This is a genomic window from Phycisphaerales bacterium, from assembly GCA_016699835.1.
GTDB lineage: Bacteria > Planctomycetota > Phycisphaerae > Phycisphaerales > UBA1924.
The window spans coordinates 2,754,540-2,773,609 of the sequence record CP064987.1; the positions used below are offsets into that span (position 1 = coordinate 2,754,540).

Annotated in this window: 14 protein-coding genes; 6 read left to right on the top strand and 8 right to left on the bottom strand. The window is 66.0% G+C overall.

Annotated features, from left to right (window positions below; all coding sequences use genetic code 11):
• Nucleotides 1-17 precede the first annotated feature (17 nt).
• The 3 genes from ffh to IPK69_11345 all read right to left on the bottom strand — a co-directional run bounded on the left by ffh (nt 18) and on the right by IPK69_11345 (nt 2,900).
• The gene (ffh, locus tag IPK69_11335) at nt 18-1,544 is read right to left on the bottom strand and encodes a signal recognition particle protein (GenBank protein ID QQS08568.1); all 1,527 of its coding nucleotides are present in this window, start codon (nt 1,542-1,544) and stop codon (nt 18-20) included.
• Between the two features lie 95 nt (nt 1,545-1,639).
• The gene (locus tag IPK69_11340) at nt 1,640-2,221 is read right to left on the bottom strand and encodes a hypothetical protein (GenBank protein QQS08569.1); all 582 of its coding nucleotides are present in this window, start codon (nt 2,219-2,221) and stop codon (nt 1,640-1,642) included.
• Nucleotides 2,222-2,252: 31 nt separating this feature from the next.
• The gene (locus IPK69_11345; protein QQS08570.1) at nt 2,253-2,900 is read right to left on the bottom strand and encodes a hypothetical protein; all 648 of its coding nucleotides are present in this window, start codon (nt 2,898-2,900) and stop codon (nt 2,253-2,255) included.
• A 322-nt stretch (nt 2,901-3,222) separates the two neighbouring features.
• Here IPK69_11345 and IPK69_11350 point away from each other — a divergent pair, with 322 nt between their 5' ends.
• On the top strand, nt 3,223-4,431 hold the full coding sequence (locus IPK69_11350; protein ID QQS08571.1) for a glycosyltransferase: 1,209 nt from the start codon (nt 3,223-3,225) through the stop codon (nt 4,429-4,431).
• Here the strand turns inward: IPK69_11350 and IPK69_11355 are convergent.
• Nucleotides 4,361-5,692 carry a hypothetical protein gene (locus IPK69_11355; GenBank protein ID QQS08572.1) on the bottom strand — a complete coding sequence of 444 codons (1,332 nt, stop codon included), beginning with the start codon at nt 5,690-5,692 and terminating at the stop codon, nt 4,361-4,363. The two genes, IPK69_11350 and IPK69_11355, sit on opposite strands and share 71 nt — an antisense overlap.
• 126 nt (nt 5,693-5,818) lie before the next feature.
• Between IPK69_11355 and IPK69_11360 the strand changes: the two genes are divergently transcribed.
• The 5 genes from IPK69_11360 to mraY all read left to right on the top strand — a co-directional run bounded on the left by IPK69_11360 (nt 5,819) and on the right by mraY (nt 12,189).
• Nucleotides 5,819-6,322 (top strand): SRPBCC family protein, encoded by a 504-nt coding sequence (locus IPK69_11360; GenBank protein QQS08573.1) that lies wholly within the window; start codon nt 5,819-5,821, stop codon nt 6,320-6,322.
• Nucleotides 6,323-6,772: 450 nt separating this feature from the next.
• Nucleotides 6,773-7,903, top strand: coding sequence for a tRNA preQ1(34) S-adenosylmethionine ribosyltransferase-isomerase QueA (gene queA, locus IPK69_11365; GenBank protein ID QQS08574.1), 1,131 nt, complete (start codon nt 6,773-6,775; stop codon nt 7,901-7,903).
• Nucleotides 7,904-7,995: 92 nt separating this feature from the next.
• Nucleotides 7,996-9,621 (top strand): UDP-N-acetylmuramoyl-L-alanyl-D-glutamate--2,6-diaminopimelate ligase, encoded by a 1,626-nt coding sequence (locus IPK69_11370; GenBank protein ID QQS08575.1) that lies wholly within the window; start codon nt 7,996-7,998, stop codon nt 9,619-9,621.
• Nucleotides 9,618-11,012 (top strand): UDP-N-acetylmuramoyl-tripeptide--D-alanyl-D-alanine ligase, encoded by a 1,395-nt coding sequence (locus IPK69_11375; GenBank protein QQS08576.1) that lies wholly within the window; start codon nt 9,618-9,620, stop codon nt 11,010-11,012. Before IPK69_11370 ends, IPK69_11375 begins: the two co-directional genes overlap by 4 nt.
• A 16-nt stretch (nt 11,013-11,028) precedes the next feature.
• The gene (gene mraY, locus IPK69_11380; GenBank protein QQS08577.1) at nt 11,029-12,189 is read left to right on the top strand and encodes a phospho-N-acetylmuramoyl-pentapeptide-transferase; all 1,161 of its coding nucleotides are present in this window, start codon (nt 11,029-11,031) and stop codon (nt 12,187-12,189) included.
• A gap of 12 nt (nt 12,190-12,201) precedes the next feature.
• Here the strand turns inward: mraY and IPK69_11385 are convergent, their stop codons facing one another.
• From IPK69_11385 to IPK69_11400, 4 genes are read right to left on the bottom strand one after another with little or no spacing between them, the layout of a single operon-like run.
• On the bottom strand, nt 12,202-13,386 hold the full coding sequence (locus IPK69_11385; GenBank protein QQS08578.1) for a hypothetical protein: 1,185 nt from the start codon (nt 13,384-13,386) through the stop codon (nt 12,202-12,204).
• A complete protein-coding gene (locus tag IPK69_11390; protein ID QQS08579.1) occupies nt 13,383-14,468 on the bottom strand; it encodes a terpene cyclase/mutase family protein in 1,086 nt (361 codons plus the stop codon). Before IPK69_11390 ends, IPK69_11385 begins: the two co-directional genes overlap by 4 nt.
• The gene (locus IPK69_11395) at nt 14,465-15,250 is read right to left on the bottom strand and encodes a hypothetical protein (protein QQS08580.1); all 786 of its coding nucleotides are present in this window, start codon (nt 15,248-15,250) and stop codon (nt 14,465-14,467) included. The genes IPK69_11390 and IPK69_11395 overlap by 4 nt, the downstream gene beginning before the upstream one ends.
• Nucleotides 15,247-18,942 carry a hypothetical protein gene (locus IPK69_11400; protein ID QQS08581.1) on the bottom strand — a complete coding sequence of 1,232 codons (3,696 nt, stop codon included), beginning with the start codon at nt 18,940-18,942 and terminating at the stop codon, nt 15,247-15,249. The genes IPK69_11395 and IPK69_11400 overlap by 4 nt, the downstream gene beginning before the upstream one ends.
• Nucleotides 18,943-19,070: the final 128 nt, after the last annotated feature.

The window sequence follows — 19,070 nt, forward strand, 5'->3', positions numbered from 1 at the left end:
CTCAGGCCGAGCGACGATCACTTGCGCTTCTTGAAGCGTGACTTGCCCCCGCCGCCGCCCGCGGATGATCCCTTGAGTTTGGGCATGCCGGGCATGGACATCCCCGGGAACATCGACCCGATACCACCCGTGCCGCCCATTTCCTTCACCGCGCGGATCTTGTCCATCGCCGACATCGACGCCATCTGCTTGCTCATCTTGTTGACGGCGGAAAACTGCTTGACGAGTTGGGTGACCTCCTCGACTCCGACGCCACTGCCCCTTGCAATACGCTTGCGGCGCGACATGTCGATGAGTTCGGCGTCGTTCTTTTCCCTTTGCGTCATCGACGAGATCATCGCCTCGACGCGGTCGAGGTGCTTCTCGTCGAGGTTGAAGTCCTTGAGCGCCGAGCCGACGCCCGGGAGCATGCCGAGGATCTGGCGCATCGGTCCCATCCGTCGCAGGGCCTTGAGTTGCTTGAGGAAGTCGTCGAAACCCATCTGCCCCTTGGCGAGTTTCTTGTTGAGTTCCTGGGCCTCTTCTTCGGAGACTTCCTGCTGGGCCTTCTCGACGAGCGAGACCACGTCGCCCATGCCGAGGATCCGCCCCGCGGCACGCACGGCGTGGAACTCCTCGAGCGCGTCGAGTTTCTCGCCCACACCCACGAACTTGATGATCGCGCCCGTGACCGAACGCGCCGAGAGAGCGGCACCGCCGCGCGTGTCGGAATCGAACTTGGTGAGGATCAAGCCATCGACTTCGAGCTGGCTGTGGAAGGCTTTCGCCGAGGCGAGCGCATCCTGGCCCGTCATCGAGTCCACGACAAGAAAGATGTGGTGCGGCGAGACGGCCCGATTGACCTGGGCGAGTTCACCCATGAGCGCATCGTTGACGTGCAGGCGACCCGCGGTATCGAGGATCAGCGTGTCGATCCCCTTCTCGCGAGCGGCGGCGAGCGCACGACGGCACACATCCACCGCGACGCCGACGGCTTTGCCATACTCCGCGACCTTCTCCGGCTCGGCGTAGAAACTCACCTGCGCCCCGCCGGACATCTCGGCCTGGACCTGTTTCGCCACCGTCTCCAACTGCTCCACGGCGGCGGGGCGCTGAAGGTCCGCCGCGGCGAGCATCACGCTGCGCCCGCGCTTCTTCAGGTACGCCGCGAGCTTGCCGCATGTCGTCGTCTTTCCCGACCCTTGCAGGCCGCACATCATGATCACGGTCGGCCCGGGGCTCATCCGCATGATCGGCGGCGGGAGCGTGGCGGCCGGCCCGGCCTCGGCATCCTCGGCGGTGCCGCCGAGCAAACGGACGAGCTCGCGGTGGACAACGCCGACGATCTCCTGCGCCGGGTTCAGCCCCTTGGTCACCTCGTGCCCGAGGGACTCCTTGACGACGCGATCGCAGAACGAGTTGACGACGTCGACGTGGACGTCGGCCTCGAGGAGCGCGCCGCGCACCTCGCCGATCGCGTCCTTGACGTTCTTCTCGGAGAGTTCGGACTGGCCCGCGAGTTTCTTGTACAGGCCCTGGAACGTGTCGGTCAGGCGATCGAACATGGAGACTCCTTCCGCACGCGGATCGCGGCGGTGGATGGCGGCTCAGATTCAGGACTTGACCGGACGTGAGGGTACGCCGGAGACGCGATGAAGGTCTAATCGCGACGGCGCCACCCGGCGAACATCCCTGCCGACGCCGCAGCCCCTGAGGGAAGCGCGCCGGTCACGAAGGTCTTCACCGATTCGAACTGCGACGAGAGCCACGAGGTGAACGAATCGATGTGGTCGCCGCCGAAGTGGTCCCAGTGGATGGTGATGAACCCGATCCGCTCGAGGCCAAAGAGCGCGAGGGCGAAGAACCCCAGCGAGGCGAGGCTGAACTTGAAGAAGGCCCGGAGGGCGTATCCGACGGCATAGGCGGCGGCGAAACTGAACCCAAGGCGGAATGTCCCGCTGCCCAGGATCGACTTGGTCTCTGAAGTCGCGCCGGAGTCCGCGGGCGAGCCACCATCGATGAGTGAGGCCCCGCCGGGGACTGCGCCTCCGCCCGTTGGAGCAGCCTCGTGGCTTCCGCCGGCGAACAAGGGCCAGGCGATTCCGAAGACCATGAGCACGACCGCGCCGATCAGGAGCCATCGCGCCCACGACGGGCTTCGTCCCATCACGCGTGCCGCGCGTTCCGCGTGCGATTCGTGCTCGCCCGTGGCCTGGTTCCCGCGTTCGTCCTCACGGCTCATGCGCTGTGTCCATGCCCGAGGGCTTCACCATCTATCGCCGAATGAAGAACGCGATGTATTCGAACTGCTCTTCCGTCACGCGGACCGGGACCCACGTCGTCGTGGTCTCGGTGTAGGTCGAGTAGCGACGACGCCCATCGGTCGCATCGGGGAATCGATCCGTTCCCGTCGTGTACGAGGTCACTGGCGTCGGCTGGATGCGATCGGCCATCCCGCGCGAGCAGGCGCTCCACACGACGAGATTCGCTCCCACCTCGCGAGCAAACTTCACGATGCGTCCGCGGCCCTGCTCGGTATCTGGGCGCGCCGAGTCGGTCGTGATGAACCGAGACTCACCCAGGACCGTCACGCTCATGGGCGCCTCGGACACCTGGAGACCATGAAGCAGCTTCGTCTTGGCCTCGAGACGCCGTGCATCGTCCCATTCGTCGGGATGGGTGTTCGTCGCGTTGGCCATGTCGGCCATCTGCTGCTTGGTGTCCTGCATCCGTGACCAGGTGATCTGGCGAACGTCCACCGAATCGCCCGCAGACAGGGCCGGTGCCGCCGTGGCGATGGCGTACGAGGCCTTCCATTCTGAGGCACGACAGCCTCCCAACCCGCATGCGAGGAGCACCATCCCCACGGCGATGGCGGCAACCGAAACGAATCGCTGTCCGAATAGTGCGTGCAGAGTCATGGGAGAAGTGTAGGGTCCAAGAAATCTCGGACCTTGCCGGTTCAACAGGGAGTGGGACGGAACGAATCAAGACCATCCGGTCTGGGTTCGGGATTTTGGGGTGGGGTGTCTTTACAGGGAGTGTGGCCCGATCGGTGTTTCGGGTCGCAATGGGGGCATGACAGTTCACGGTACGAGGTTTGATCGGTCGATGCTTCCAGGTGGTATTCTTGCGCGCCCGACGAGGTCGCATTTGCCGCATTTGGGGTTTCCGTCCGATCGTCCGCTCCCGCCCATGTGTTTCTCACCGGATCCATTCATCCCACGTCGCTCCTTGCCAGGCATGCCACGCGTGCTCGTGGTGACGGGGATGACCCACTTCGGCCGGGGCGGGATCCAGCGCGAGACGGATCGTCTACTGATATCGATGCGTGCCGGCGGAGCGGCGATCGCCCTGGCCTCGGATCGAGCCCCGGGCGAGTATGAGCCGTCGCTTGTGGGCCTCGAGCACTTTCCTCTCGCCTATCCATGGGACGCTGCCTCGGAGCACGATCTTTCGCGGGCGATCGAGGCCTTCGCGCCCGACGTCATCCACGTCATCGGCGGCGGCGCCCGACTCCTCACCCACGTCACGACGCACGTCTCCGTGCCCGTGGTCCTCACAATCCACTGCGTGCCGCCGTTCGAGCAGACGGCACCGGCATTCTTCGGCATCAACGCGGGCTATCGCATGCTGCGAAACCTGATTCGATCGCCCCGGCATGCGCTCTGGAGCCGAGTGCTTGGCGCGGGCCGGTTCACACACGCGATCACCCACAGCCAGGCGATATTGGAGAGTGCGCTCCGCGCGGGCTGCGCGGGGACGAAACTGCGGAACATCCCGCTCGGTTGGGAGCCATCGCCCATCGCCTCGACGCGCGTGGGCACGAACAAAGGCGCCACGTTCTCTATCGTCAGCGTCGGGGGCATGGTCCACCACAAGGGCCACCACGACACCCTTCGCGCCATGGCCGCCGCCCGCGAGCACCTGCCCCATGCCCGGCTCACCATCCTGGGCGAGAATCGCCAGCCCAAGTACCACACATGGCTCCGCAGGCTGTGCACGAGACTCGGGCTTGACGACATCGTGACCATCATCGCCGACGCGCCCGAGCACGAGCGGGCGTCGGCCCTTGCGAACGCGGACCTCTACGTCCAGGCCTCTCACGAAGAGGGGTTCTGCCTCTCGTTCATCGAGGCCGCGGGGATTGTCCCAAGGCTCGTCGGCACGCGCACCGGCGCAATCGCCGCGGTCGCGGGGGGCGATCCCCTGGCGCGCGTCGTCACGCCCGGCGATCCCATCTCGATCGCCCACGCCCTGCGGGCGCTCTCGGCGCTCCCGGCGTCGGAGCGAGCAATCGCCGATCGCGTGGCTCGGTTGCGCCGTGAGTTCTCATGGGCCGCCCATGCCGAGGCGCACGTCGCGATCTATCGGGAAGCCGTCACCGAGTCTCGAGTGCTTGCCAAAGGGTCGTCTCGATCGAGTCTGCCTGCAGCGCCCGCCCCGAGTTGACGATCTTCCCCGTCTTCGCGTCGAGAAGATAGATGAGCGGGTTGCTCGACCCGACGTGGTACGTCTCAACAAACTCCGAGGCCCGCATCGCGTCGAGCGCCTGGGGCCAGATGAGTCCGGCACGCTCCCACTCGCCGGCCATGGCGCTCCGTGTCGCCTCGCACCACGCATCGGGGGCCGGCGGCCCCACAAGTCCATCCACCACGGGAATTACGAGGGCGTCGGCACTCACACCGATGTACTCAATCACCCGCCGATTCGCTCCAATCGGCGTGGACTCGCCAATCGCCACTCGAGCACGGTTGACGCCCTCGGCCAGTTCCATGCTTGGTCTGTACGACAATCGGTAGACATGGACCAGGACCAGATGGTCCGCGAAATCCTCGGGGAATCGCCTCGTCGTGCCGTCGGCCATGTCGAGCGTGAATGGCCTCGCCGTGGCGCCCGGTCGAACGTCTGGTGGGAGGGCTATCTCGCGCACCCAGGCGTAGGAGTGTGCGAGCATGAATGTGGAGCCATCGGCGACCATGTCCTGGGCCTGATACACCACGCCGCCCACGTTGAACGGTTGATGCGGGTCGAAGATCTCGCCCCGCTTGCTGAACGCGCCGTCGCCGTTGAGATCGAGGAGCAGACGGATGCTCGAGTCATTGCCGTTGACATCACCGCGGTAGTCGCCCCGTCCGGTCTCGTCGAAAAGGAGTGCCACGACCTCGGGCCCGTCGGGCGCGAACCGAATCTCGCCCGCCATTCCGAAATCGCCGATGACGAACAGCGATCCCTTGAACGGCGCGCGGGCGGCGTCGCGATCGTCCCAACGAGTGAGCATCACGCTTCCGGGTGTCCGCACACCATTGGTGTAGGGAATCGTGACCGGCGCGGTACAGGTGAACTTGATCAGCGTTTCTCCAGCCTGGCCAAGATACTCCTCGCGAGTCAGAACAATCGGCGGATCATCCGTGAGATCGGCGTTGGCGTTCGAATCCACCCAGATCATGGGCGGGTGCTCCGCATCGGTGTCCCGCCAGGCGATGTGGGTCGGGTGCTCGAGCGGGGCGTCGCCCAGATAGACCTGCGTGAAGAGAAGATGATCCTGATCGGCGGGCACGCGGATCGCCGCTGGGCGCGTGTCGGTCAGGCGGCAGGCGAGCGGGAAGGCGCCGCCACGCCGGGTGGCGCACCCGGTCGGAGATGGATTCAACTGGACCTTGATGCCGGGCGGCGCACCCGATGTGTCGGGTGTCGGGGGGTCGGAGGACACCGGAGAACATCCAAGTCCCACGGACATGATGAATACGGCCAGACCTTGTCCATTCGACATCATCGACAGAGGCATATCCGGATCATTCGCAGCATCCACGAACGAAACCGGAGCGAACGATCCGGCATGAGAATGCTTGAGGTCTCCCAGTGGCTCCCTGTGACGACCGATGAACTGTGGCCCTTCTTCACGGACATCGCAAATCTCGAGCGGATCACGCCCGAATGGGTGAACTTCAAGATCCTGACGCCGCCCGGAACGCCGGTACACGAGGGTGTCATCCTGGACTATCGGATTCGGATCCGGGGTGTGGGCGTCCACTGGCGGACCCGGATCTCGGTCTTTGAGCCGCCGCATCGTTTCGTCGATGAGCAGATCAAAGGGCCGTATTCACTCTGGAGGCACGAGCACCGATTCCACGAGGAACGCGGCGGCACACGCTGCCTCGATCGCGTGGACTATCGATCTCCGCTCGGCGTCATCCTGCACCCGATGTTCGTGGATCGTGATGTCCGCCGAATCTTCGAGTTTCGTGCGCAGGCGCTTCGGAAACTCTTCGGCGGCATCGACGCCGATCACCCCGTGATATCGATCACCCGACCCACGGGCACTCCCGTGAGCATCGCGTAGGACGTCACCACACGATCGCGGCTTGCCGGTGGCGGCTCCGCTGCCACGGGAAGCACCTCGCCCAACCTTGCCCAACCGGCGGGCACCAATCCTGTGTGACGAGCGGGCGGCTCAACGGACGCTGCTGCCTCGGCCTTCGGCGTGGATTCCACACGCGGGCATGACGCGACATGCCGATGGAGACGATCCTCGCCGCGTGAGAGTTCTCGGACGCCATGTCCATGTCGCGGCGTTGACTCGATGCCGAGCACGCGTTGCCAACCGCTTTGGAAACCTTCCACTCGCACGAGGAACCAATGGCGAGCGGCATGCCGACGAGGGCATTCGACGATCCGTCCGAGAAGATCGCGTCACTAGTTGTCGGAGGCCCATCGCCAGACCGAGCGAGCCGGCCGGTTCTACCGTGTGTTGACGTGTGGCAACACCACAAAGTCGCGTGCGGAGGACGGCGTGCTTCGAACCAGCGATCTCGACTACGACCTGCCCGCGCACCTGATCGCCCGGCATCCGGCCCGGCCTCGCGATTCGGCGCGGATGCTCGTCACGAGAAACTCACAACTACCCGAGCATCGTCACGTGGGTGATCTGCCGGACTTGCTCCGAGCGGGGGACTTGCTCGTCCTCAACACAACGCACGTTCTACCGGCATGGCTGGTCGCCCGTCGCGAGGACACCGGAGGCTCGGCCGAGGGGCTCTTCATCCATGCCCTCGCGGGCGAAACGGGTGATTCGCCACGCTGGGTCGTGTTCCTGCGGGCCAAGCACGTGCGCGAGGGCATGGCGTTCGAGTTGCTACGAAGCGATCGCGAGCCGTCCGGCGTGCGACTCCAGGTGGAACACCGAGCCGAATCTGAACCGGGTGCATGGGTCGTTCGTGTCGAGGACTCGGCACCGGGCAAGAGCGCCTCGGAGATCCTTGCCCGTGTCGGAGACACGCCCATCCCGCCCTACATCCAAAGGGCACGGCGCGAGGCGGGCGAGCCCGAGCACATCGAGCGCGACGCCACCGACTATCAGACAATCTTCGCCGACGCGACAACCGACGCCCCGACCCATTCGAGCGTCGCCGCGCCGACGGCTGGCCTCCACCTCACTCCCGAACTGCTCCAGGCGATCGAGTCAAAGGGTGTCGAGCGCGCTGGCGTGGTGCTCCACGTCGGCCCGGGGACGTTCAAGCCCGTGGAAACCGAGTATGTGGAAGATCACCCGATCCATGCCGAGTGGTGCCTGGTGCCCAAGATGACGGCGGATGCCGTCGCGCGAGCCAAGCGAGAAGGGCGTCGCGTGATCGCCGTGGGCACGACGTCGGCGAGAACGCTCGAGGCCTTCGCCGGGCTGGAGGATCCGAGGCCGGACGAGTGGTTCGAGACGCGGATTCTGATCACGCCCGGGTATCGGTGGCGGTGGGTCGATGGGCTGATGACCAACTTCCACCTGCCCAAATCGACCCTGATGGCGATGGTGGCGGCGATCCTTCCCGGCGGTCCAAAGGAACTCCGGTCGCTGTACGCCGAAGCCGTCCAGGCCGAGTACCGGTTCTATTCCTTTGGCGACGCGATGCTGATTCTCCCCCAAAGCTGAAACATGGGCCGGGCGCGGGCGGGTGGTCGATATGATCGCCGGTGCGGCGCGTGGCGCCCGCGGGAAACGTGGCGCAGGCGAAGGGGCGACCGATGAGACTTGGGGGCCTGATCGAGGGACTGCCGATCCAGTGTTCATCGGTCCCGCCACGGGTCCGCGACTGGGCCTCGATCCGAATATGCGATATCACGGAGGACAGCCGGACCGTCGTGCCTGGATCTTTGTTCGTAGCCCGTCAGGGATTGAAGCAAGACGGCAAGAAGTTCACGGCCGAGGCTCTCCGCTCCGGAGCCGTGGCAATCCTGGCCGACGCCCCAATCGACCCAGCGCCCGGCGTTCTTGTGCTGACCACCGAGGATGTTGATGCCGCCACGGCCCGCCTTGCCGAGCGGTTCTATGGCGATCCGTCGTCGGCGATGAAGTTGGCGCTCGTCACCGGGACGAATGGCAAGACGACGACGTCGTTCCTGATTTGGAAGATCCTGAACGCCGCGAGCGAGCGGTGCGGGCTGATCGGGACGGTGATGGTGGACGATGGCGCGGAGGTGGCGCGGGCGTCGATGACCACGCCGCCGGCGATCGAGTTGTCACGATCACTCGCGGTGATGCGCGAGGCCGGGTGCACGGCGGCGGCGGTCGAGGCCTCCAGCCACGCGCTGGACCAGCGTCGCGTGGATGGGCTTCGCGTGAGCGTGGCGGTCTTCACGAATCTGACGGGCGATCATCTGGACTATCACAAGTCCATGGAGGAGTACGCGAGCGCCAAGGCCCGCCTCTTCGAGATGCTCGACAAGGACGCGACGGCGGTCATCAACATGGACGACGCGCACGCCGAGCGGATGGTGCGCGGGTGCAGGGCGAAAATCGTGCGCTGCACGGCGTGCGGGGCCAAGGGTGCGGACGCCTCGGTTCGGATCATCGAGGGCGATATCCATGGCATGGTGCTGGAACTCAAAGGCCCGTGGGGCATGCTCACCTCGCGCGTGCCTCTCATCGGCGTGTACAACGCCATGAACGTCCTTCAAGCGTGCGTCTCGGCCTACGCGATGGGCCTGGACGACACGCGCCTCGCCGAGGGCCTGGCCCACGTGAGCGCCCCGCCGGGACGGCTGGAGCGAGTGTCGCGCGACGACGAGCCGGTCTCGGTCTATGTGGACTTCGCGCACAGCGACGACAGTTTGAGAAACGTTCTTGCGGCCGTGGCCGGGGCGATGCCCGCACCGAGGCATCGCGCCAGCCCCGTGGTCACCGGCGCGGGTTCCGCCGCATCCTCCTCAAGCCCGCTCCTCTGGTCGATCTTCGGCTGCGGCGGTGACAAGGACAGGACCAAGCGTCCACGTATGGGAAAGGTCGCGACGAGCATCGCGGATCGTGTGGTCGTCACCAGCGACAATCCAAGGTCTGAGAAGCCCTCGGCCATCGTGGACGAGATCCTCACCGGCATCGATGCTCGAGATCGCGAACGAGTTGTGGTGCAGATCGATCGTGAGCGGGCTATACGCCACGCCATCGAGCACGCCACGCCCGGCGATGTCATCGTGATCGCCGGGAAGGGCCACGAGACCGAGCAGATCGTCAGCGACGGGCACGGCGGCCTGCTGAGCGTGCGTTTCGATGACCGCGAGGTCGCGCGGGCGATTCTCGACGAGCGTCACCCGGGAAAACCCAAGGCACGACGCCCACGCGCGGCCGGCATGAGAACGCGAGGAGCCGTGTGACGAGTTGGACAGGCGAGTTTCTGTCGCGATCGACGGCGGGCCAGTGGCTCTCGCGCGTGGATCCCTCACGCGAGTTTTCCGGAGTCTCGACCGACACGAGGGCGATCCTGCCCGGACAACTCTTTGTCGCGATCCGAGGCGATCAGTTCGATGGTCACGAGTTCCTTCAGGACGCCGCCCGCGCGGGGGCCGGGGCCGCGATGGTGCATCGCGTGCCCCGCGACATCCCCTCCGGCCTCGCCGTGCTTCGCGTCGCCGACACACGCAAGGCGCTCGGCGACCTGGCCTTTGCACACCGCAGTCGGCTGGACGCGACCGTGATCGCCGTCGCCGGCTCCAATGGCAAGACCACCACGACGCGCCTCATCGACGCGGTGCTCTCGGCCTCGATCAAGGGCACGGCGTCGGCGAAGAGTTTCAACAACGACATCGGAGTCCCGCTCACGATCCTGCGTGCCACGCCCGAGGACAGGTACCTCCTGTGCGAAGTGGGGACCAACGCGCCCGGTGAGTTGCTCCCGCTCGCGAGGATGATCCGGCCCGACGTGGGCGTGCTGACCTCGATCGGGCGCGAGCATCTCGAGGGGTTCTCGACGCTCGAGGGCGTGATCGAGGAAGAGTTATCGATCCTCGACGCGATCGCGCCCGGCGGATGCGTGATCGTGAACGCGGACAATGAGGACTTGGATCGTGCGGTCACGGCTCGCGCCCCCTCGTGTGTGCGGCGTCGTGTCGGTAGCAACGGCGACACGGAACTCGCGTTCTCGCTTCGGAGCGCGTCCTTCAATGGCTCGACCTTCTCGCTCGGCGGACGCGAGTGCACCACGAAACTGCTCGGTATCCACAACGCCCTCAACGCGGCGCTCGCTCTGGCGGTGTCGCGCGAGATGGGTCTCGATTGGTCCACCAGCCTCAAGGGCCTCGCGGCGGCATCGGGACCTCCCATGCGCCTCGAGGCGGTGGAGGAAGGCGGTGTTCGAGTCCTGAACGACGCGTACAACGCGAATCCGGACTCCGCCCTCGCGGCCCTTCGCGTCTTTTCGAGCGTGAAACCCGCGGGATCTCGCGGCGTGGTCGTCTTCGCCGACATGCTGGAACTCGGCCCCGACGCGCCGGCGATGCACCGGGAGATCGGACGCGCGATCGCCTCGACGCCGGGCGTCGACCGGGCGTTCTTCATCGGTGAACTCTCGCGTCACGCCGCCGACGAGGCGATCGTCTCCATGGCGCCGGCGTCGGTCACGAGGCACGACCATGCTGATGATCAGACAATGACATTGGTCGCCGAGATGCTCGAGCCCGGCGACTTCGTGCTGCTGAAGGGTTCACGCCGAAACGCGCTCGAGCGGATCGTCCGCCGACTCTCGCCCGCGGCCGCCTTCGCCCGATAGAGCCACTACGCGAGCGATGATCTACCTTCTCCACGAGGCTCTGTACAAACTCGAGACCGACCTTGGGGTCTATCGATACCTCCAGGTGCTGGAGCAGCGAGACTTCCGCGCCCTGGCCGCCAGCCTCCTGAGTTTCGCGATCGTGCTCCTTCTGGGCAAACGCGTCATCCGCCAACTCGTTCGAATGAAGATCGGGGACTCCGGGCTGAGCGACGCCGACGCCCTGAAGATCCACGCCAACAGCAAGGCCAACACCCCCACGATGGGCGGCATCCTCATTGTCGGCGCGATCCTCGTCAGCGTGCTCCTCCTCGCCGACATCCGTTCGTCGTACATCTACCTTGGCCTGACCGTGATGCTGTGGCTGGCGGCGGTCGGCGGCGTGGACGACTACTTGAAACTCACCGCGAAGTCACGCGGGAGCGCCAGCCGCCAGGGGCTCTACGCCTGGGAGAAACTCGTCTTCCAACTCGGCATCGGCCTGATCGTCGGCTATTTCCTCTATCGCCAGGGAAGCGGAGCCGAGGACCTTCGCCACGTCCTCACTCTTCCGTTCCAGAAGACGTATGTCAAAGGAAACCCGTCACCAGGCCTCATCTATCTCTCGGCGCCCGTCTTCATCGTGCTCGCCACGATGATGGTCGCGGGGATGAGCAACGCCGTGAACATCACCGACGGGATGGACGGCCTGGCGACCGGGACGAGCGCCATCACGACGGTGGGGGTGCTGGTCGTCTGTGTCATCGGGGTGAACCAGTCGCGGGCGCAAGAGTTGCTCGTGCCGTTCGTGCAGAATGCCGAGGAGTTGCCCGTGCTCGCGGGGGCGGTGATCGGCGCGTGCCTTGGATTCCTGTGGTGGAACTGCTCGCCGGCCCAGGTCTTCATGGGCGATGTCGGCGCGCTGAGTCTCGGCGGATTGATCGGGTACTTCGCCGTCGCGATCCGCCAGGAGTTCGTCGTGCTCCTGATGAGCGGCGTCTTCCTCGCCGAGATCGGGTCGGTCGCGCTCCAGGTGGGCTATTTCAAGGCCACCGGCGGCAAGCGCATCTTTCGTGTCGCGCCGTATCACCACCACCTGCACCTGGGTGGATGGACCGAGCAGCAGGTCGTCGCGCGGGCGTGGATCGTCTCGATCCTGCTCGTGGCGGCGGCGCTCACGACCATCAAGATGAGGTGAAGCGATCGTGTGCTATTCGAGGAGCAGCGCCCGCCGGACGAGGATCTCGTTCTGGATGGGCCCCGCCTTGCCCGGCTCGATCGTGATCGAAAAGGTGCGGTCCTTGGCGTTGCCCGACTCACCCAGGTCGGCCTGGACCTCGGCTCGAGGCGACTCGGGCGTGAGATGGTGACTCGCGACCTCGCGTGAATCGATCAGCACACGGACGGTCATGTCGCCATACTCGCGGCTTGTGGGCGCGAGTTCGATGATCATGGAGGTCCGCGTCGTCGCGTCTGGGATCAGCCATGACGCGGTTCCCGGGCCGGAGATGTGAATGTCCGCGGCTCCAAGGGGCGCCGCACGATCACGCTCGACACGCATTGGAGGGATCCAGAAGCGAGAAACCGGGCCGGTCATCGAGCCGCTGTGGCGAGCGAGCGGCACGAGTCGCTCGCTCGCGAGATTGACGCTGACGACCTCTCGGAGCGAGATCTCCTTCGGCTCGGCGCTTCCGGCGGTCGTGATCGTGAGGGTGCCGGCGTCGTAGGCGTTGATTGTGCAGGCGACGATCGTGCCGTCATCGAGGCGCAGCCGCGTGCCCTTGGCCGGCATGCCCGGGTTGGCGAGGCGCACCACGCGGACCCGGGTCGCCGGGATCTCGAGGGGTTGCCCGCCGACATCCATCGTGAGCATCTCGCCGATGGAGGCGACAAAGCCTTCGAGTCGATCGCCGTTGGTGAGCAGGACGACGTCGCCGGCGGAGGGCGGCGGGACGTCTTTCGCAAGAACATCGGACTGCATCGCGAGGATGCTCACCGATTCGAGCGACCAGGACGAGACGCCCAGCGACGGATGCCGCCAGGAGACGGTCTCGGGCTTGGAGTTCGCGACCTCGAGTCGCCCTGGGAGGTGCTGCCCATCGGTGAGTTCGATCCATCCCGAGGGGGCGATGCGATCGCGACCGACCTGGATCCACTCGGAATCCTCGGGTTGGGTCGCGCTCGTGGCCCGATCCGGGAGCAGGGCGAGCACACCCGAAAGCGGCAGGGTTTGTGGCGTGTTGGAATGCTCGAGGAAGTGGAGCACGCCCCCCTCGAGCCGCAGCTCACGCACGTGGTGCTCGCGGAGGTGGGCGTCGAGTACGACCTGCGCGCCGGCCGGAGCCGCCGCGATCAGGGTGACAAGGGCAAATCGATGGAAAGGCTTGGGAATCACTTCTGGAAAATCGGCAGATATCGCTTGGGCATTTGCAGGATAATGAGGGCCATGGCGGTTCCGTAGGGTTTTCCGACGGAAGGATCGTCCCAAAGCCCATCTGTTCCCTGTTTTCTCAGGAGTTCTTCTCGGACCTTGGGCCACCAGGTGCTCCAGTGCTTCCCCCCGGCGAGGAACATCGCCTGCACGCCGTAGTACTGCCCATAAAAATAGTGCATCTGGCCCATGGACATCGAGGCGTTGGCGGAGTTGATCTCGAGGTAGTCCAGGCCAGACTCGATGGCGCGGTCCTCGTAGATCCCCGCGTAGTACAGCGTGGCCACGCCCGCCGCCGACCGGGGCCAGGCCGACGCGCCGACCTGTTTCATATATCGAAACCCGCCGTCGTCGTTCTGGCACGAGCGCACGTAATCCACGGCCTTGTCGATCACGTCTTTCGAGACTTCCAGCCCCGCGTTGCGGGCGGCACGCAGGCCCATCACCGCGCAAATCGTCACGCTCACGTCGGCCTCGAACGGAACGGGGTTGTACCGCCAGCCGCCATCGGGGTTCTGCGTCGTCTCCAGGAGCCGCACCGCCTTGACGAGCGCCGTGTGCACGCGCTGGGAGAGGGCGGCGTCTGGCCCACCACGCGTCATGCCGTAGATCTCGCCCAGAAAGACCGTCGCGAAACCGTGACCATACATCGGAACATTGGCCGAGGGCGTCGCGACCAGCCCGTTCTCCTGCGAGTTGGAGAGGATGAACTCGAGTCCCTTGGCGACGTTCTCGCCATAGATCCCGCGCCCGGGGACGTGCCCGTCACCCATGAACGCGAGGCAGGAGAGGGCGGTGATCGCGACATTGCTCCCAAAGGCGCCGTCGCCGAAGGATCCGTCGTCGCGCTGCTCGCGCGCCAACGCGGCGAGCCCCGTGCGCCACGCGGTCTCGAGTTCGGGCGTGATCTCGTTCTCGCTCGGCGCATTGACCGCGGAATCGTGACGCGGCGCCGGGGCGCCCGTCGAGGGCGCGTCGGGGACGGGCTGTCCCGCGTACCCGGCGACGAGCACGCCGAGCAGGGCTGTGGCGAAGGTCGGCGTCATGGATTGGTGTTCTCGCCCCGTCCCGCTCGGGTGGCATCCTCGGCAAGGCGCTTGTAGTAGGCCTCGGTCTTGGCTCGGTACGCCGCGCTGAACCGATCGGCAAGGCCCTGGCGGAGCGCGTCACGCATGTGCGCGGGCAGATTCCCCCACAACGCCTCGCCACCGGCACGCACCTCGGCGCCCGGGCCATCCTGCCTCGCGATGTTGGGCGCCCCGGCCTGATTCGTCGGTTGAGACTGTTGCTGCTGCTGGCTCTGCTGCTGTTGTTGCTGCTGCTGATCGGGCTCCTGCCGATCCTGCGGCTTGTTCTTCTTGTCTTGCTTCTGTTGCCGCTGCTTCGCCTCCTCGATGAGTTTGTCGAGTTTCACGAGCACATCGGCCTGGGCACGCTGCGTCTGGATCCCCGTGTCCGACGCCGTGCGCAGGCGATCGGTCACGAACTCCATGAGGTCGATCGCCGACTCAAAGGGATCGGATCTCGTCGTCCCATCGAGCGCGTGATCGAGGTCGCGATCTCGCCGTGCCGCCCCGGTTGGATCATCGCCCGAGGCCGGCGTCGACGTGTCCTGTGGCTTGGCCGTCGGAGTCAACCCGAGAAGATCATCCAGCGTCGGCTCATCGGCAGCTTTCGACGAGGCCGCGTCCATATTCACGTTCGTCGCTGCCGGCTTCGCGTCTGCCGGCGGATCTGTATCGGGTGCGGCCCATGCAGACATGGCGAGTCCAGTTCCGGCAATGAAAGCCACGAACTTGGCGAGCACAGTTTCCGACAATCGTGTCATGACGCACCTCCCGGTGGCGCTGGTGGTTGAGCAGGCTCCTCGGGCGTCTCGGGTGGAGTCTCACCGCTGTTCGAGAGTTCCTCGAGCAGTTTCTTCGCAAGGCCCGTGATCTCGCCCTGCAACTCCGACGCGGCCCGGGCGTCGTCGGTGGAGTTGTTGTCGGCTGCGTCGCGAGTCAGCGTCGCCGCCTCCGCCTGGAGATCGCGAAGGAGTTTCAGTTGAGCGACCGGTGGCACGAGCGGCGGCGGCCCACCCGATCCACCTCCACCCCCGCCACCACCTCCGCCAGAATCTTCCTCGAACTCGTCACGCTTCTTCTTCGCCTCGGCCAATGCACGAAGCAGCGATGCGAGCGTACTCTCCGTCAGAGTCTGATCCCGACGGACCGCTGTCGGGACCGCACCCTCGCCCAGCGCCGCCGACGCACGCTGCATCGACCCATCGATCCGACGGTGCGCGAACGCGAAGACCACGGCGTCGGTCAACCCTTCAGCCTCCGATTCCATCGCCTTCACCCGCTCGCGCAATTCGGCCTGCTTCGCCCCAAGCGCCCGCACGCTCAGCCGATCCCGCCGCGTGAGGTCCTTCCCCGCAAACGCCTCGGTCTCGGCGCTCAAGGCAACCTGGAGTTCGAGGATCTCCGCGTACTTCTTCGCCAGTTCCGCCCGCTGCCGATCCTGCTCACGCTCGCTGGCGTCTTCGTCAACCTTCTTTGCCGCGTCCTCGGCGTCGACGAGTCGCGCGAGACTCTCCCGCTCACGCTCCTCGGCCAGTGACGCCGTCGGTGGCGACGCACGCAACCGGCCCACGGCCTGCGCCTGCGCCGATTCCGCGGCGTTCAGGTGCGCGCGAACCTGACCGAGTTCATCACCCTCGGCCCTATCAATCACGCCCAACGTCGCCTTGTCGAGTGCAACCATTCCCGCGTCAAGTCCCGTAAGGTCGCCCTCGCCGGCGTCAATCAGCCGCTTGAGTTCGCCCTGCTGCATGGCGATCAGCCCACGAATCAACTCTAAAACTTCCGCGACCTGCCGGCGAAGGGCCGCGTCACGCTCACGCTCGACTTGCTGCAGTTGCTCGAGCATCTGCTGGAGCGCCTCCGCCGCCTGCTCCTGCTGCTGATCGGCGCGACCCGTCTGATTCTGCCGGATCTGCTGGGCCGCGTCCCGCTGACGTTCGGCGAGTTGGGCCTCGCGTGCACGCTGCGCCGCCTGACGCATCGCGTTCGCCTGCCCGGGATCGGCCTGCTGCATGTGCTGGGCACGCTGCTCGATCGTGTCGATCGCCGCCGACGCCGTGCGCGAGAGTTCTTCCTGTCGCTGTCCCAGCCGCTCGAGATCCACTCGCTGCTGCTCGGTGAGATTCTCCAAAGGCTTTCCCTGCGTCTCGGCGGCCGCCGCACGCGTCTGCGATTGAATCTGCCGCTGGTCACTCAGCAAGCGCTCCAGCGTGCGACGGATCGCCCACGAATCCTGCCCCGATTCGAGGAGAGCCGCGAGTTCTGTCAGGTTCCGCGCCGCCTCACGCTGGGCCTTCTCGGCCTGGGATCGTGCCGCTTCACGCGCATCGCTCGATGTCTCATCCTGAGCGAGCGCATCGAGCGCACCCTCGGCGGACTCTGCCGCGTCCGAGGCCCTCTGCACCAACTCGCCCGCCTCACCAAGCAGATCTTTGATCGCGTCATCGTCCAGCCGATTCCGCGTGACACGACTTTCCAGCCGATCAAGCGTCTCGTCCACCGGGTGCAGCCGATCACGAATCGCGTTCTGAACGGCACGCTGCTGGCGGGCGGCGGCGTGTTGCGCCGCAGCCAGACCGAGCGATTGCGTGAGCCGCGACTGCTCTTCCTCGAGCCGCCGGGCCGCATCGCGCACCGCCTGCAGTTCGGTGCGAATCTCCTCGACGAGTTGCGCGTCGCTGATAACAAGCAAGCGTCGCACCGGCGAAACCACCGGCCCGCGCGGCGACTCGCCAAGGTCAAAGCCATCGGTCGCGATCGCCGTCAGCCAGATCTCGTCGCCAGGCGTCACGCCCAGAGGTGCAAGGTCGAGCGTTGATTCTGCCCGCACGCGAACGCGGGAGCCGCTGGTCTCTGTGGTGCCCGCGGTGATGAACTCGACCGGCTCCTCGATCGCTTCCGCAGGTGCCCCCGCGGAGTTGCCAGGAGGCCTCGCCGTCTGGCGTTGCACGATCAGCGAACGCACGCCCACGTCGTCACGCGCCTCACCCACGATCTCGACCACGGCCGACGCCAGCACCGATTCATCGCTCGCGGGCGAGAGGATCGCGCTCGTCGGCGGCGTGTCCTCGAGCACATCGAACGCGAACGCCGTGTCCTGCTCGCTCTCGATGCCGAACGAATCGACAAGGCGCGGCAGAAGCGTCATGGCGCTCGTCGCGTGGAGCGTGAGAGTCCATCGTGTCGCGTCACGTGTGAGCAAGGGTGCGGCATTCTCGGCAAAGCCGGAGAACATGGCGCCGACGCCGCCATCGGGTTGAGCCGGGTCCACGACAGGGATGGGCTTATTCAGTAAGAGTTCGAGCGTGACCATCGATCGGGCCAGGATCGGGGCAATCGTGACGCGGTCCGTGGTCTCGATCGGGAGACCTCGCGAGCCGTGCACGAAGACGCCGGCGCTCGAGACGTCCGCGTCGGCGTACTCGGGCGGATCCACACGCACGCTCGCCGAGAGAATGCGAGGAGCGCGGACCAGACGCAGACGCTCGACGTCGGTCGCGTCGTCGGACGACTCGAACCAGTACTCGAGCTCGATCTTCTCGTTCTCCGGGACTTCTTTCCCTACAGAGCCGGCGCTCGCGAGGATGGGTGTGGTCTCGACCAGACGCTCAAAGAGCGGGAGCGTGAGGGACCGCGCGGTATCTCCCTCGGCGCGCGGCTGGAACGTCATGAGCGCTCGCCGCGCCTCGCTTGCGATGCCGTTGATCCGGGCGCGATAGAACACGCTCACCTCGGCCTGGTCCGCGGACGTTGTGGACTTGGTGAGGACCGCGCGGAGGGGGACCGCCGACCCGAGGGCAAACGCGCGGATCTCCGTGGCGTTCTCGACCCCGGTCCGCTTCGGCCACGAGACATTCGCCCACGGCGTGAGCACGCGACGTGTGCCGATGCCCATGAGCGTCGGCGTCCACGCACCCAGCGTCACGACCACGATCGCGGCGACGCCGCCCCACACCAGCGCCCGCCGAAGGTGCTCGGCCCGATACAGGCGTTTCACCCCGCCGCGATCGAGCCGCTCGAGCGCCGACTTCGCGAGCGAGTCGGCCTGTTCGGGCGCGATCCGACCGAGTTCAAGCCCCGACGTGAGTACGCCCCGGATGCCGGCGGCCTGGGCCTCGGGGAGTTCCTCCAATCGAAGCGCGACATCCGAGAGCCGAGGATGGAACCCCCACGCCGGCCGGACGAAACGCCACAACGCCACGCTGATGCCCGCCAGCCCCGCAACCCAGACGACGAAGCGTGCCGCCTTGGGAAGCCGGAGCAGGAAGTCGAGACCGGCGAAGGCGAATATGCCCAGAATTGCCAGGGCCACGACGAGCGCGAACGCCGAGAAGACCAGACGAAGCCACGCCAGTCGGCGGACGCGAGCAAGGCGCGATCGCAGTGTCGAGACCGACGCCGGCTCACCGCGTGGATCGTGCTGTGCCTCCTGCCTCTCGACCCGATCTGACATCCGTGGCGCTCCGTCGTCGGCCAGACATGGTGGGCCGATTCAGCATGGTCGTATCGACTCCTTCTCCGAATCGGTACGGTCTCAGAATACGGTCCGGACCATTCTATTCCATAGATGCGTGTTTCTCG

Coding starts and splice junctions, on each gene's coding strand:
- ffh (QQS08568.1), bottom strand. CDS start 1,544: ATGTTCGATCGCCTGACCGACACGTTCCAGGGCCTGTACAAGAAACTC.
- IPK69_11340 (QQS08569.1), bottom strand. CDS start 2,221: ATGAGCCGTGAGGACGAACGCGGGAACCAGGCCACGGGCGAGCACGAA.
- IPK69_11345 (QQS08570.1), bottom strand. CDS start 2,900: ATGACTCTGCACGCACTATTCGGACAGCGATTCGTTTCGGTTGCCGCC.
- IPK69_11350 (QQS08571.1), top strand. CDS start 3,223: ATGCCACGCGTGCTCGTGGTGACGGGGATGACCCACTTCGGCCGGGGC.
- IPK69_11360 (QQS08573.1), top strand. CDS start 5,819: ATGAGAATGCTTGAGGTCTCCCAGTGGCTCCCTGTGACGACCGATGAA.
- IPK69_11370 (QQS08575.1), top strand. CDS start 7,996: ATGAGACTTGGGGGCCTGATCGAGGGACTGCCGATCCAGTGTTCATCG.
- mraY (QQS08577.1), top strand. CDS start 11,029: ATGATCTACCTTCTCCACGAGGCTCTGTACAAACTCGAGACCGACCTT.
- IPK69_11390 (QQS08579.1), bottom strand. CDS start 14,468: ATGACGCCGACCTTCGCCACAGCCCTGCTCGGCGTGCTCGTCGCCGGG.
- IPK69_11395 (QQS08580.1), bottom strand. CDS start 15,250: ATGACACGATTGTCGGAAACTGTGCTCGCCAAGTTCGTGGCTTTCATT.
- IPK69_11400 (QQS08581.1), bottom strand. CDS start 18,942: ATGTCAGATCGGGTCGAGAGGCAGGAGGCACAGCACGATCCACGCGGT.